Source organism: Paraburkholderia sp. MM6662-R1, assembly GCF_050436245.1.
Taxonomy (GTDB): Bacteria; Pseudomonadota; Gammaproteobacteria; order Burkholderiales; family Burkholderiaceae; genus Paraburkholderia; species Paraburkholderia tuberum.
In genome coordinates this window covers 763,608-777,890 of the sequence record NZ_JBNDLV010000001.1, presented here as the reverse complement: position 1 = coordinate 777,890, position 14,283 = coordinate 763,608, and the positions used below count along the sequence as shown (strand labels likewise).

General features: G+C 64.2%; 11 protein-coding genes. 3 read left to right on the top strand and 8 right to left on the bottom strand.

The genetic code is table 11. The features are described 5' to 3' along the window. Positions 1 to 189 precede the first annotated feature (189 nt). Both OKW39_RS03760 and OKW39_RS03755 read left to right on the top strand, forming a co-directional pair. Complete coding sequence (locus OKW39_RS03760; protein ID WP_429562105.1) at positions 190 to 1,419, top strand: glycosyltransferase family 4 protein; 1,230 nt, start codon at positions 190 to 192, stop codon at positions 1,417 to 1,419. A 493-nt stretch (positions 1,420 to 1,912) separates the two neighbouring features. Next, positions 1,913 to 2,335, top strand: a complete 423-nt coding sequence (locus OKW39_RS03755) for a helix-turn-helix domain-containing protein (protein WP_026225425.1) — start codon at positions 1,913 to 1,915, stop codon at positions 2,333 to 2,335. Between the two features lie 276 nt (positions 2,336 to 2,611). On the opposite strand, the gene OKW39_RS03750 is transcribed toward OKW39_RS03755, so the two are convergent. From OKW39_RS03750 to OKW39_RS03720, 7 genes are all read right to left on the bottom strand, one after another. Next, positions 2,612 to 3,997 (bottom strand): undecaprenyl-phosphate glucose phosphotransferase, encoded by a 1,386-nt coding sequence (locus tag OKW39_RS03750; RefSeq protein ID WP_429562104.1) that lies wholly within the window; start codon positions 3,995 to 3,997, stop codon positions 2,612 to 2,614. A gap of 36 nt (positions 3,998 to 4,033) precedes the next feature. After that, entirely contained in the window at positions 4,034 to 4,768 is a 735-nt protein-coding gene (locus tag OKW39_RS03745) for a Crp/Fnr family transcriptional regulator (protein WP_090804319.1), read from the bottom strand. Positions 4,769 to 5,396: 628 nt separating this feature from the next. Further along, entirely contained in the window at positions 5,397 to 8,087 is a 2,691-nt protein-coding gene (locus OKW39_RS03740) for a glycosyl hydrolase 2 galactose-binding domain-containing protein (protein ID WP_429562103.1), read from the bottom strand. A 15-nt stretch (positions 8,088 to 8,102) separates the two neighbouring features. Then, entirely contained in the window at positions 8,103 to 9,176 is a 1,074-nt protein-coding gene (locus OKW39_RS03735; RefSeq protein WP_429336315.1) for a DUF1839 family protein, read from the bottom strand. Continuing rightward, complete coding sequence (locus OKW39_RS03730) at positions 9,173 to 10,228, bottom strand: amino acid--[acyl-carrier-protein] ligase (protein WP_429562102.1); 1,056 nt, start codon at positions 10,226 to 10,228, stop codon at positions 9,173 to 9,175. The genes OKW39_RS03735 and OKW39_RS03730 overlap by 4 nt, the downstream gene beginning before the upstream one ends. Continuing rightward, positions 10,229 to 11,536 (bottom strand): acyl-CoA dehydrogenase family protein, encoded by a 1,308-nt coding sequence (locus OKW39_RS03725; RefSeq protein WP_429562101.1) that lies wholly within the window; start codon positions 11,534 to 11,536, stop codon positions 10,229 to 10,231. Beyond that, a complete protein-coding gene (locus tag OKW39_RS03720) occupies positions 11,533 to 11,784 on the bottom strand; it encodes an acyl carrier protein (protein ID WP_090804328.1) in 252 nt (83 codons plus the stop codon). The genes OKW39_RS03725 and OKW39_RS03720 overlap by 4 nt, the downstream gene beginning before the upstream one ends. A gap of 367 nt (positions 11,785 to 12,151) precedes the next feature. Here OKW39_RS03720 and OKW39_RS03715 point away from each other — a divergent pair, with 367 nt between their 5' ends. Continuing rightward, on the top strand, positions 12,152 to 12,685 hold the full coding sequence (locus OKW39_RS03715) for a GNAT family N-acetyltransferase (protein WP_429562100.1): 534 nt from the start codon (positions 12,152 to 12,154) through the stop codon (positions 12,683 to 12,685). A gap of 98 nt (positions 12,686 to 12,783) precedes the next feature. Here OKW39_RS03715 and OKW39_RS03710 read toward each other — a convergent pair whose 3' ends face one another. Next, a complete protein-coding gene (locus OKW39_RS03710) occupies positions 12,784 to 14,253 on the bottom strand; it encodes an oligosaccharide flippase family protein (protein WP_429562099.1) in 1,470 nt (489 codons plus the stop codon). Positions 14,254 to 14,283: the final 30 nt, after the last annotated feature.

Below are 14,283 nucleotides of genomic sequence, written 5' to 3'. Positions count from 1 at the left end.
ATATGTCAGGCGTAGTGCACATACGAAAGCGCGGGAATGAAGCCGTGTTTTTGCAGACGCGAACGGACTCTCCGAATTACCCGCGTACTGTCGCATGTCGAATGTGGGCACGCGCACGCACAGTCAGGAACGTGGCACATACACTCTTCTCTGAGGCCAGGTGGCGATTCGTGACAGACAGGACGGAATATGAAAGTGGCGATCGTGCACGATTGGCTGGTCGCTCCCGGCGGCGCCGAGAAAGTGCTCGGGCAGATCATCGAGTGCTTTCCCGACGCCGACGTTTTCAGCGTCGTCGATTTTCTCGAGGATCGCACGCCGCTTGCCGGTAAGCCGGTCACCACGTCGTTCATTCAAGGCCTGCCGTTTGCGCGCAGCCGTTATCGCGCCTATTTGCCCTTGATGCCGCTCGCCGTCGAACGGTTCGATCTGTCGAGCTATGACCTGATCATCACCAGTTCTTGCGCAGTCGCGAAGGGGGTATTGGTCGGCCCTCATCAGACGCACATCGGTTACGTGCACTCGCTGATGCGATATGCGTGGGATCTGCAGTATCAGTATCTGCGCGAAGCGAATCTGCTGCGCGGGCCGAAGTCGTGGGCCGCGCGGGTGTTGCTGCATTATCTGCGCGGCTGGGACGCGCAGTCGACGAATGGTGTCGATCGTCTGATCGCGAATTCGCAATCGGTCGCGCGGCGCATGATGAAAACCTATCGACGCGATGCCGCGGTGATTCCGCCGCCCGTCGACGTGAACGAATTCGAACTGCGCTCCGAAAAAGACGATTTCTATCTGACCGTGTCGCGGATGGTGCCGCACCAACGCATCGATCTGATCGTCGAGACGTTCAACGCCACGCCGCAGCGCAAGCTGATCGCGATCGGCGACGGGCCGCAGATGGCGTCGATCCGCGCGAAGGCAGGACCGAACGTGACGGTGCTCGGCTATCAGCCATTCGGCGTACTGAAGGAGTATCTGGCGCGTGCGCGAGCCTTCGTGTGCGCCGCCGAGGAAGATTTCGGCATCGTGCCGCTCGAAGCGCAGGCCTGCGGCACGCCGGTCATTGCGTTCGCCAGGGGCGGGGCGCTCGAAACGGTAGTGCCGGTCGGCGACCCGCACCCGACCGGCGTTTTCTTCGCGCGTCAGACGGCGGTGTCAATGCTCGACGCGATCGACCGCTTCGAGCGGCTGAGCGCGTACATCACGCCGGCGGCCTGTCGCGCGAATGCCGAGCGGTTTTCGGCTCAGGTGTTCCGGCGGGCGTTCATGGCCGAGGTCACGCGCACGATTGCGGCGGTCGCTCAGGGTCTGCCGGCGATGGAGCCGGGGGAGCAGGTGAGGTGGGCGCAGCCCGATCTCGCGACCCGGGAACTCGGCATCGCCAGAGACACGGCGCCGAAAAGCGGGTGGAGGCAATGAGGTGAGGGTCTTTCGCTGTTCTCGCCTCGTGGAGTTTTCGATAGGAGAGAAAGAGGTTTTCGTCGTCATGCAGTGATTTCGCAACGGGCAGTAACGAGCCGTTCTGACCAACGCGTCCGGGCGGCTCTTGGTGTGGGCGCGTCCGTTTCGCGCTTTGTGTCGGCAGCGCATATCGCGTATCGCGCGATAGGCGCCGCGCGTGCAAGGCCAGCCGCGGCGGGTCATTGTCAAGCAAGCAGTATTGGACTTCAAAAACGACATCGGGGTGCGCGCCACGCGCTATGGGCGAGATACTCGCTGGCGCGGCATGCCTCGCGTGGCCATAACGACCTGAAGCAGACGTTCGCTATCGTGATCGCTGAATTTCCTCACTGCGAAGTTCGCCGTGCCGGCAATTCGGCGTGTCACGGCGATTCACTACAACAGGCAGTCGTCATTCGCGCGTCACCGATTAACGCGCCGACGGCTTTTGGACGAGGACGAATTTAAACTCATGAATGCCGATCGCCTTCCGGGACCCTTTCCCGACATCTCCGCAACGTGGGCTGCGCTGAAGAGCCAGTTGCCGATCACGCCGATTCGCACCGAAGAGGATTATCACCAGATGGTGCGAGTCGCCAATTCGCTGTCCGATCATCTAAGCGGCAACGACAACGATCCGCTCGCCGATCTGCACGCGATCGTGACGGAACTGGTCGGTCATTGGCAAGCGCGCAACCTGACGATTCCAAAAGCGGAGCCGCGCGAGGTCCTGCGCCATCTGCTGATCACGCATGGTCTCAAGCAGAAGGATCTGGCCGGCATCGCGTCGCCGACCGTGGTCAGCGATATTCTCGCGGGACGCCGCGCGATCAGCAAGAAAGTCGCCAAGGCGCTCGCGGTACGGTTTCAGACCGATGTCAGTGCGTTCCTGTAGAGGCGGTGTCGCGCGGCGGACCCGTCCATGACGTGGTCCGTCGCGGCTGCTCATCTTGCGTCAACCACGGCGGCTGTCGATCGGGCCGCCGGCGTTGGCGCTTCTATTCGCAGCGGCGTGTACGCGTTGTTGCCCGGTTGGGTGTTTTTCTCGAATGGAACGCAGGCGCATTCCGGCGATCTTTCAGCGCACCGCCTTCAGTACCCGCACTTCGCATGCGCCGCAGTGCCGTCACGATGACCGACACTCCCGGATGCGATTCCCTTGATGGCATGGTCAGAACGCGTTGCGGCCAACAAAGCCCTTGAAAATCGTGATGAAGACGATCTTCATGTCGAACCAGAACGACCAGTTCTGGATATAGAAGAGATCGAACTTCACGCGCGCTTCCATCTTCTCGACCTTGGTGGTCGCGCCGCGATAGCCGTTGACCTGGGCCCAGCCGGTGATGCCGGGCTTGATGCGGTAACGGTGCATATAGCCGTATACCTGGTCCTTGTACAGGTCATCATGTTCGACCGCATGCGGACGCGGACCCACCACCGACATCTGACCGCGCAGCACGTTCAGAAACTGCGGCAGCTCGTCGAGACTCGTGCGGCGCATGAAGCTGCCGAGCTTGGTCACGCGCAAGTCGTTGCGGGTCGCCTGCGTGATCTGGCCGTGCTCTTCCTGGTGCACGGTCATCGAGCGGAACTTGTAGATGCCGAACGGCTGGCCGTCGACGCCCTTGCGGATCTGCCGGAAAAACACCGGTCCCGGCGACGTGAGCTTGATGCCGATCGCGAGCACGGCGAACACCGGCGCGAGCACGATGAGCGCGAGCACGGCGAACAGGCGGTCGAACATCAGCTTGGGCCACATCTGCGGCGACGAGAATGGCGTCGCGCTCAGATTCAGCGTCGGCAAACCGACGACATCGACGATCGCATGATTGAACAGCGACAGACTGCGCACGTCGGGAATGAAGCGCAGATTGACGAAGTCGTGTCTGAAGGTGCGCGTGAAGCGGTAGATCGTGTGTTCCTCGGAAAGCGGCAACGCGAGCCACACTTCGTTCACGCGGTCATTGCGCACCTTCGTCGCGAACGCTTCCAGATCCGTCAGCACGGGTAGGCGGGTCAGACGCGCGCCATACGCGTCGTGGCCTTGCACGCTGGTGTCGAACACGCACACCGGTTTGAAGCCCGCTTGCGGCGCATGCTCGAGATGCGCGAGCAGCGTGCGCGCAAACCCCGGTGCGCCGACGATCGCGACGGTGCGCGCGTTCATGCCGCGGCGACGTACGAAGCGCAGCACCACGTGCATGATGCAGCGTGTCGCGATGATCAACGCGCCGGAGATCAGCGTCGAGTAGCCGAGCCACAGGCGCGACACCGCATCCGTGCGATGCAGCGTGAACGCGAGCAGGAGCGCGGTCGCGACCACCGTGAGCCACGCGGCGGCGATTCGCGCGAGCACCGGCGCGAGCGCCTTGCCGCGCCACGTCTCATAGACTCCGAAGCCCGGAAACAGCAACAGAACCAGCACACACTTGAACGCGATCAGAAGACGCTCGGTATCGGCCAACGCGATCGGTGCGGAAAAGCGCATCCAGTGGGCGAGCAGACCGCCTGCAATCACGAACAGTGCGTCGAGACATCGAGCAGTAATCCTGAACATAGGCAAATCGACCCCGGTCATCGAGCCGCGTGCCGCTTATTCGACGGTCTCGGCCTGGCGCAGTCGCGGCAGCAGACGATCGAATTCGCGTTTCACGAGGCCGTAGCATTCGCACGCGCGGGCTTCGAGGCCTTTGCGGTCGAGCACCTTGATATGACCGCGGCTATGATGAATCAGGCCTTCGTCGTGCAGCTTGCCGGCCGCTTCGGTGATGCCTTCGCGGCGCACGCCGAGCATGTCGGCAATCAGCTGCTGGGTGACGTTCAGATCGTTCGACGCCACGCGGTCCACCTCGATCAGCAGCCAGCGGCACAGTTGCTTGTTGAGCGCGTGATGGCGATTGCACGCGGCGGTCTGCGCGACCTGGGTCAGAAGAGCGTGCATATACAGCAGCATCAGGCGGCGCAGAAAGTCGGACCGCGCGAACTGCTGCTTGAGCGCCTGTGCGCTCATCCGGTAGGCGAAGCCCGCGCATTGCACCTGTACGCGGTTGGGCATGGTTTCGCCGCCCGTGAGGACCGGCACGCCGGTCATGCCTTCGCGGCCGACCGCGGCGATCTCGACGGAGCTGCCGTCTTCCATCGTCGAGAGCATCGAGATGATCGCGGTGGTGGGGAAGTACACATGATGGATCCGTTGACCCGAGTCGCATAGCAGTTGCTCGGTGCGCAGATGAACCAGTTCGAGGTGGGGAGCTAGTGCCTGCCATTCGTGCGACGGCATTGCGCCCAGCAGATGGTTACCGTGCAAATCGGATTGAAGTGTCAACATGATCGGTCCTCGCATGAAAGTCGCGCCTCGCGCGACTCTCTCCGTTTATTTGATCCGATGCCCGCATCCTCGGCAGTGGGCTGCCCGGCGAGCAGCTTGGATGGCCAGCATCGGCCCCGTTTTAGGCCTGTCTGCCACCGCCTCTGTTGTTGCGCTCGTGTGCGGTGACACTCTGTTGCGTGGAGGTAGTAGCGAGGACCGTGCCAACGTTAGGGAAAACGCCTGCTGGTGCGGCGCAGCGAAGAAACCCGGAGCGCGTCGGGAGAGTAAAAGCGGCTTTTTGTTTCAGTTCTGTACACCCCCGCCGGATGGGGAATGCATCGTATGAAAGCTTTGGGTTTGGGCGAATCCCTTGATATCAAAGGCTTCACGGCCAAAAACTGGGTGCTGTCGAAGCTGTCTCAGATTTGAACCTGGCGCCGCATGCGCGTTTTGAAGCGCTCCTCGTGAAGTGCCGGAAATGATTCAGAAGTGGTAAATGGAGTGCGTGCGCTGTCGCACGTAAGGCCTTTCAGAACAGGCAACAGTCGCGTTCGAGCCAACAGTGAGCGAGCCGGGCAGACAGTTCGAGACCTGCGAAGCGAGCTTTGGGGCGCTTCGCGTACGTGCGACTAGTTCGGAATGACCACTAGCCGTAGAAGATGGCGGATAGCGCATTGATCGCGCGGACTTCCCCCTGGGGTGCCCCGCATGTTTCATCCACTTTAAAGGCCGCGTTTGATGCAGGTGCAACGAGTTCTTGCGGCGACGCCGCGAAGGTGGTCGGCAGCAGCGGTTCGAGCGCATGCAGCGGCACGATACAGCGCCGGTTCGGCGCGAGATGGAACCAGTCGCGCACCGCGCGATAACGAGGGTCAATGATATGAACGAAGCGCGCAAAGCGCTTAGTTTCGATCGCAAGCTGCCAGCCGCTGCCGTCGCCACGACGTTCGACCTCGACGGTCATACCGAGGTCATCACGCGCGTGCACGCTACGCTCGGGCAGATGAAACGCTTCGGACACGATCTCGCCACTCGCGGCATCGTAGAGCGTTGCAATCGTGACATCGTGCGCGCGTGGGCCGAAGCGGTACGCATGCGTGAAATCGAAGAACTGGCCCAGATGCGCGGCCGCACTGATGCGTTGCAGGCTGCGCGAGGCAAGCGTCAGCGCGCGTCGCGCGGACGTGACCTTCACGCTGCCGTCGCGCAGACAGACCAGTTCGAGTTCGCCGCAAAACGTTTGCGCGCGCTCGTTGAGCAGATGAATATCGAGGCCGTTCAGGCCTTCGTCGGTGAGCGTGATCTGCAATGGCTGCAGTGTCTGCGCGAAGCCGTGCAGCGCGCTTTTCGGCCGTCCCGTGGCGTCGATCACGCCCCAGCCCGCGCCCGCGCGCAGATCCTGCAACTGCCACACGAGGCCGCCGCCGCACGACGAGCCCGCGCGCCGCCACTCGGCGAACACGTCGCCGATCAACTCGGCAACCACCGCGCGCGACAGATCGAGATAACGCGCCGCATCTTCATAGCGCAAGCGCGCCGGCTCGACGCCGTAAAGCGCCTGCAAATAATGATCGCGCACGTCGTCGAAATCCCAGCCTGCGCCAGGATCGCGCGGCACGGCGGCTTTCCAGCGCGGATCGTGCGTGTGGATCGTGCCGAGCGCGTCGTGCAGCGTCGCCTCGTCGGGGACGTTGGCGAATGCCAGGCATTCGGCCGCGAAGCGCACCTGCGCGCGGCGCACGTCGGCGAGCGGGCGCTGATACGCGCCGACGCCGTAGTAGTGCGTGACGCCCTCGTTAGTCGAGAACGGCCACGCGCCGCCCGATGGCGAATTGCTGACATAGGGCACGTCCTCACGTTCGCGTGCGACGAGCGCGGGCAGCAGCTCGGTAAACAACGCTTGCGCGCGCTGCGCCGCGGGCAGTCCGAACATCGCCGCCTGCTGGTCGACCTCGCTGCCGCCGCACAGCACCGCGAGCGAGGCAAAGCGACGCGTGCGGCTTAGGAACTGGCTCGCTTCGCGCTCGATCAATGCGCTGAACGCGGCATCGTTCGGGTAGTCGAAATTCGCCAGCGCGAAGTCCTGCCAGATCAACAGGCCGTACTCGTCGGCGAGCGCATAAAACAGATCGGACTCATAGAGCATCGTGCCGCCGACGCGCAGCATGTTCATGCCAGCGGCGCGCGCGAGCTCGAACGTGTGGCGCAATTGCGTTTCGGTGCCTGCTAGCGTGACGAGATCGGCGCTGGTCCAGCACGCGCCGCGACAGAATACGGGCACTTCATTCACGCGCAGGGCGAAACCCGCAGCATCGGCGCCGCGGTCCACTTCGATACGACGAAAGCCGATCGAGCCCAGAGACTGAGAGATCACGTTGCCGTCGACGAGCTGCAACGTCAGAGGATATAAAGTGGGCTCTCCATGCGTATGCGGCCACCAGCGTTTCGCGTGGGGCACGCGCACGTCGCCGGTGAGTGTATATGCATCGTGCCATTGCAAAGACGAAACATGGTCGGCGCAAGAAAGTGTCGCGCGGCAGGCCGCGATGTCGTGGGGGCGTACGAAACGTAAAGTCAACGAAACTACCCCATCCTCTTGCTCGAGCCGGCTGGTCAGATCAATCGTGTCGAATGCGTGCGGCGCGTCGCCGAGCATTTCGATCGGACGCCACGGGCCGACCGTCTGAATCGACGGACACCAGCCGGGCATATGGCCGAGCAGCGTGGTGCGCACGCTGCGAAGCGTCGGCGGCGACACGAGCCGCGGCCGCCAGCGCGCACGCGAGCGTTTGGCCGCCAACGCTGGCGTCAGCGAGCGAAAGCACAGCACGAGCGTCGCGCGGCCGTCCAGTTCGATATCCAGATCATGGGCGATGAACATCGATGCGGAATCGAGCCGCTTCACATCGTCGAGCCACACTTGCGCGAGCGTCGCGAGTCCATGAAAACGCAAGCGGCGCCGCCCCGTACCGATCAGCGTGACGCGATACCAGTGATCGTCGAATGCGAGCGGTGGCGGGCGATCGACATCGAGCAGACCGGCGGCGAGCCGCGCGCTCGCGACGGTGCCGGGCACCTGTGCGGCGAGCCAGTCTTGCGCGGGCAGATCGGCCGGCGACGCATAGGCGTGCGGCGGGGTGCTCAGACAGGCCCAGCCGGTGTCGAGCCGTTGCGGCCATAGCGAGGGCGCGGCGCGGGCAGTGCCTGCATCATGCGCTTGCGCGATCGCGCCGGTCGCGCGCGCACGGCCAGCATCGCCCTCGTCAGCGGGCGGATCGAGTGTCGATACATCCACGGTCAATTCCCGGAAAAACCGCGCGGCACGAAGTGCGCGCAACCACGCATCACCGTATTAGCGCACCAGAGCGGCCAGCGGTGGCAGCGTTTTTTCATAAGCGCTTTCAAGCACGTCGAAGCAGTCTTCGCAGGTATCGCGACGGCCGCGCGCGATCGCGCGAATGAGCCGGAACTGCATCACCATCGACTCCGACGCGATGCGTTGCGCAGCGGCCGGTATCGTCGGCGGAATCTCGAAGCCTTGCGCGGACAGCCACTGCAGATACTTCGACAGGAACTCGAAGTTCGCGCCGAGCTGCCGCATCAGATTGAACGAGTACAGATGGAAATACGCCTCGTCGCGCTCGAACAGCGTATCGAGATGCGCGGGAAACGCGGCACGCCATTGCGAAATCGGATTGGTCAACGGACGCCGTTCCAGATGCGCGCACAGCAGTTCCGCCGACGCCTCCGCGAGCGCGGTGCCTTCGAGCGCGGGCCGCGCCTGCTTGGCGAACTCGACGTAGGGAAACAGCAGATCGGGCTGCGCGGCGAAATGCGGCAGCTTGCGAAAAACGCCGTCGTAGTCGTCGCCCTCGAGCCGGTGGTAGCCGGTGTTGTGGAAATAGCCGAGGCGGCGCGCGGCGGTGTCGACGAAGTCGATGCCGATCGTGGTCTTCGGATGCTCGCGGCGATACGAGGTCGCGCGCGTATCGGGGAGGTAGTAGCCGTCGACCTCGACGAGCACGGTGTGGCCGCGCAGCGTCTGCGCGAGCACGCGTTCTTCGAGCGAGTCGTAGATCGCGAGCTCCTGCACCTGGGTGCCATACAGACGTTCGAGATCGTCGAGCGGAAACTTGAAGAACGTGAACTGATCGCCTTCGAAATCCTGCGTGACCGTGAACGCGAGCGCCGCGCGCGGATCGAGCCCGAAGCCATGCAGCAGCTCGATCCACAGATCGACGTAGCAGTTGGTCTCCTGCCACACGCGTTCGCCCTGATGCAGCGCGTGCGCTACGTGCTCGCGCAACTGCGTGCCGGCACCGGGCACCGCGTGGGTCTGCTGATGCGTCGGCGGATCGCCTGCGCGTCGCGGCAACGACGAGTTGGCGAGCGCGCCGGCAAGCGCCGAAGTCGGCGATGGATTCATGCGCGCTCCCCGGCGACGGTCGCCGTTGGCGTCGCTTGCGTTGCCTGCAGCGCATCCGCGACGCGGGTCTCGGTATCGCCCCACAGCAGCGCGCGTACGTCGTCGGGCCACGCGTCGACGTCGAGCCCATGATGACGGAACAGCGCGAGCGTGATGCGTTCCATGCCGAAGCCGACACAGCCCGTATGCGCGGTCGCGCCGTCTTCGCAGGCGATCTTCCAGATCGCGCCGAAGTGGTCCATGTGATAGTTGAACGACAGGCAGGCCGTCTTGCCGCGCGGATCGGCGAGCGCGATCAGCAACTCGAACTTGAGCGCCTGCGCGCGCTGACTATCGGCGACGATCTTGCCGCCGCGGCCGAAGAACGGATCGTTCGCGAGATCGACTTCGACCGGCAAGCCTAGCAGCTTCACAAGCAGCGAGCCGCGCTCGATCCACATCTGCCGGAACGCCATCACCTGCTCGGGGCTGCCGAGACGCACGTATTCCCGTTGACGGAACATCTGCATGCGGCCCGGATCGAGGGACGGCTCATGACGGAAACAGTAAGACAGCACGTCGACGGTGCGGCCGTCGGCGGGCAGTGCGCCGCGCCGCGCCATCACCGGATAGATCGGATAGCAGGCGGCCGGCGTCAGCACGACGCGCGTCGGTTTCTGTTGCGCGAGCCACGCGTCGACGCGGTCGTCGTCGCTGTCGGCCTTCGCATCGTCGAGCGCGCGCAGCAGACGGTGGTGGCCCATGTCGTCGCCGCAAAACGAATGGATGGTGCCCGCGAGATTCGGAAAGCTCTTCAGGTATTCGCTATCCTCGAAGTCGGTGCGGCGCATCGCGGGCGGAAAACGCAATACTTCGGCTTGCTGATCTTTACCCAACTGTGTAATCGCGAGGTTCAGTCGCTCGACCACGTCCTCGAAAACCTGGCTGCGGCCATACAGTCCGTTTTCACCGGTGTCGATCAGCAGGCCGGCGGCCAGCATCTCGTCGCGCAGCGTGAGCGAAGGCCCCACGGCCGCCGCGGCGATAGCGGCGGTATCGGTCATCAGCTTCATTCAGGGTCTCCCCGGCGCGGCAGGACGTTGCGCGAGCAGCAGACTCGCGGTGTTCTGCGCGATACGGTCGTTATTGATCATCAAGGGCGCCGAGTGCAGGTCGCGCAGATGGCGGCCGACGCTATAGGGCGTGCCGTTCTTGTAGCCCGCCATGCCGCAGATCATCAGCACTTCCTGTACGACCTGCAGCGCGGTGGTCGAAATGCTGGTCTTCAGCGTGTTCATGTCCGACGCGAAACCGAGCATCGCCGCGAGCGGGGCGTCCGCCTGGGTCGCGCCCTCGCGTGCCTGATGCGCGGCGCGCGCGGCCTCCAGCGCGACCGATAGACGCGCCTGCATCATCTGCAGCAGCCCGACCGCTGCGGCGAGCCGCAGCCCCGCCGGCGGCATCGTGCCGGGCTTCGCGCGCGCCTGCGCGCGGAAGAACGCTTTCGCGCGATTGACCGCGTCGACGGCGATGCCGGTCCATACCGACGCCCACAGCGTGTGCGACACGGGCAGCATGGTCTGATCGGCGATGTCGGCGAACGGCGTCGCGAGGATCTGTTCGGCCAGTCCCGTCGCGACGAGCCGGAAGCCCTCGCTGCAGGTGCCGCGCATGCCCATCGCGTCCCAGCCGCCGCGCCGCTCGAGCTGCGTATCGGCGCGCAGCGCGACGATCAGCACCTGATCGGACGCGGCCGCGTCGGCGGTGCGTCGCGCGGTCACGAGGATGCCGTCGGCGTGCGCGCCGTACGAGATCGTCGGGGCGAGCTTTTCGATCCGAAAACGCGCGCCATCGAGCTCCACCGAGCACGCGCTCGTGCGCATGTTGCCGCCGATCGTCTCTTCCGACGTCGCCGACGCGAGCAGCCATTGCTGCTCGGCCAGTTGTGCAAGCAGGCTCGCTTGCCAGGCGGAGGCGCCGCGATGAGAGTCGATGCACGCGACCTGGATCTGATGCATCGCATAGATCATGGCGGTCGATGCGCAGCCCTGCGCCAGCGTTTCGCAGATCGCACCGATATCGGCAAGCGACAGGCCCGCGCCGCCGAAAGCGGTCGGCACCATCGCCGACAGCAAACGCTCGGCCTTGAGCGCGTCGAACGCCTCGACCGGAAAGCGCGCCTCACAGTCCACGGCGTCCGCGTACTGCGCGGCGATCGCCGCGCAACGATGCGCTGCAGCACGCCATTCGGGACCGGTATCGAGCGCGCTCAGCGTCCCGGTGGCAGCGCCCCGGCCAGCGCCGGTCCGGGCGTCAGTAGTCGAGTTCGAGGCCGCCCCGCAGGCCGCTGCGGCGGCCTGACCCAGCAGCGGCGCACTCATGCTGCCGCCTTGGCCTGCTGCAACTCCGTCATCGCGGCGGCCATCGAGTCGATGCTCGAGAACAGACGGCGCGTCAGCATACGGTCAGGAATTTCGACGTTGAATTCGTCTTCCATGGCAAGCATCAGATGCACGGTCGCGAGCGATGAGAGTCCGGCAGCATAGAGGTCGGCGTCGTCGGCGAGGCTTTCCAGCGGGACATCCAGGCGTGCGGATTCGGAAAGGATGCGTCTCAATGCAGTTTTCATGCAGTGCTCCCTTATGGTCAAAGGTCTGCCGATGGGTACCGAGGTCGAATGACGTCGGCACCTGATTTTCGTGTGTAGTTTCCTGCGGTGCGAAGACCGCGGCGTGCGTTCGCGGTGGTGCAGTGCAGTGTTGCAGGCGGGCCTGCGTGAAGCCATCTGCGCTACCGGGCGAACGTGGCAAGGCTGCGCTTCGTTGGCTCGTATTTAAGGATCGTCAACCCCGAGCGTCAGTGCGATGGCGCACGGAAGCACATCTTTAGCGCACGTTACCGTGTAGTCGATGATGAGGGACCGTCATGGATCGGCCTGCCGTCGCGCACGGCAGGCATCGCCGGACCCGCCGAAAATTTTGACAGCCGGGGGCGTGATGAATTGGAAAACGCTGGAGTTCGATCAGCTATCTGCACGTGAGTTGTATGTCGTGCTGCGTGCGCGCAGTGCGGTATTCGTCGTCGAGCAGTCGCATGTGTGCCTCGACGCGGACGGTCGCGACGAGCAGGCCTTGCATGTGTTCGCGGTCGAAGACATGGCGCGACCGATGCCGGTGCTCGCCTATGCGCGGGTGCAGCCCGGCGATTCCGAAGATCCGGAAGTGACGATCGACAAGGTGCTCACGAGTCCGCTGCGGCGCGGCGACGGCACCGCCGAGATGCTGATCGAGCGTGTGCTCGAAGCGGTCGCCCAACGCTGGCCGGGCCGCGCCACGCGCGTGAGCGCACCGCTTGACTTGCGCGGGTTCTACGAGCAGTTCGGCTTTCGCAAGACGGAGGGACCGTACCTCGAACACGGTATGCCGTTCATCGGTCTCACGCGTCAGGTGCGCGGTGCTCAGGCGCGCTTCGGTCCGAGGCGCCGCGAGCGCGACGGCGCATCGTTCGTCAATACGTTCGAACTGTTGTGATGCCGGGTCGGCTGGGTACGTGTTTTCAGCCTTGGCATCCAGGTCCACCGACCGCGAACGAGCGGTGGACCGGCGTCATTGATTGCGCGCGCCGGGACTCAGCCTCGTGCCCGTCCGGACGACGGCGCGCAACGCAGCCAGAGCCTGTGAAGCGCGCCGCGCAACTCGCTCGACCCGCGCAGCGACATGCCGAAGTTCGCCGCGCTCAACGCGAGCGCGGCGACGATCGCCAACAGCAACGCGCTGATCGAATCCGCGAGCGCGAGCGCGACGAGCAGAAACGCGAGATGCGCGAGCATGTTGCGCACGATCGTCCATGCATGCAGCCGTGAGAACGCGAGCAACACCGAGTAATCGAGCAGCACCTTCAGCACGACGACGACCGCCGCGCCCATGATGCCGAACCAGTGGATGCCGCACCATAACGCGCCGGTAAAGAACGGCAACTGAAGCCAGCTGACGCTCGCCACTGCCACGGGATGGGTCTGCGCCTGCAACAGGCTGCCGAGGATGCTCGACTGGCCGCTCAGCCACACGCCGAGGATCAGCACGCTCGCGACCGGCGCCGCGGCGGCGAGCTGCGGTCCGAGCCACAGCAGCAAAAACGGCTTCAGCGCGAACAGCGCGATGATCACGCATGGCGTAAATGCTCCATTGAGAAACGCGAGCGCGTTGTGCGCGAGCGCATCCGCATCCTCGCGCGACGCCGCCGACAGTCGCGGAAACAGGGTGCGCACCATCGCGAGCGGCAGCAGGTTCAATCGATTGATCAGGTTTTGCGGCGTCGCGTAGTAAGTGACGAAGCGCGCGCCGAGCAGTCCGCCGATGAACACGCGGTCGAGCGTCGACGCGATCATGTTGGCGCCGGAAAACATCAGCAGCCAGCGGCCGTTGCGGAACAGCCCGATCATCAAGCGCCATTGCGGCATCTGCATACGGCGAATGCCGAGCGCGCGAATGGCGGCCACGCCCAGCATCAGGCCGCCGACGAAACGCGCGATCACGGCGGCTGGAATCGCGATCGCCAGTGACGGCGAAAAGCAGAGGACCGCCGCGATCGGCAGCAACTGGAACAGTGCGGTGCCGAGCGTCTGGTTGATGTTGTAGCTCGTGAAGCACTCGACGCCGGTAATCGCGCCCGCGAACACCCAGGTCACGTTCGCGATCGGCACAGCGACCGCGATCCACGGCAGGCTCGCCATCACTTCATGCTGGAACGTCGGCTCGATTTTCACGCCGTAGGTGATGTAGACAATGGCTCCGGCATAGATCAGCGCGCCGCCGATGATGCCGGTACCGAGATTCATGAACCACGCACTCCAGAAGATCGGTTCGATCGAATCGTCGCTGGCCGCGCGAGCCTTGGCGATCTGGTTTTCCGTCGCCAGACTGGTGCCCAGATCGAGGACGCTGAAGTAGCCGATCAGCGCCCACACCAGATTGATCACCCCGTAACGCTCGGCGCCCAGCAGATGAATGTAGGTGGGCACGGTCACGAGGGAAACGAAGGTCGGCGCGACGGCGCCGGCAAGGTTGATGAAGATGTTCCTGACGATGCTTCGTTCCATGTTCCATTGCCGGGCCGGTGAGAAGGGCCG

Excerpts from the sequence above, each read along its gene's own strand:
- OKW39_RS03760 (WP_429562105.1), top strand. The coding sequence starts at position 190 with ATGAAAGTGGCGATCGTGCACGATTGGCTGGTCGCTCCCGGCGGCGCC.
- OKW39_RS03755 (WP_026225425.1), top strand. The coding sequence starts at position 1,913 with ATGAATGCCGATCGCCTTCCGGGACCCTTTCCCGACATCTCCGCAACG.
- OKW39_RS03750 (WP_429562104.1), bottom strand. The coding sequence starts at position 3,997 with ATGTTCAGGATTACTGCTCGATGTCTCGACGCACTGTTCGTGATTGCA.
- OKW39_RS03745 (WP_090804319.1), bottom strand. The coding sequence starts at position 4,768 with ATGTTGACACTTCAATCCGATTTGCACGGTAACCATCTGCTGGGCGCA.
- OKW39_RS03735 (WP_429336315.1), bottom strand. The coding sequence starts at position 9,176 with ATGAATCCATCGCCGACTTCGGCGCTTGCCGGCGCGCTCGCCAACTCG.
- OKW39_RS03730 (WP_429562102.1), bottom strand. The coding sequence starts at position 10,228 with ATGAAGCTGATGACCGATACCGCCGCTATCGCCGCGGCGGCCGTGGGG.
- OKW39_RS03725 (WP_429562101.1), bottom strand. The coding sequence starts at position 11,536 with ATGAGTGCGCCGCTGCTGGGTCAGGCCGCCGCAGCGGCCTGCGGGGCG.
- OKW39_RS03720 (WP_090804328.1), bottom strand. The coding sequence starts at position 11,784 with ATGAAAACTGCATTGAGACGCATCCTTTCCGAATCCGCACGCCTGGAT.
- OKW39_RS03715 (WP_429562100.1), top strand. The coding sequence starts at position 12,152 with ATGAATTGGAAAACGCTGGAGTTCGATCAGCTATCTGCACGTGAGTTG.
- OKW39_RS03710 (WP_429562099.1), bottom strand. The coding sequence starts at position 14,253 with ATGGAACGAAGCATCGTCAGGAACATCTTCATCAACCTTGCCGGCGCC.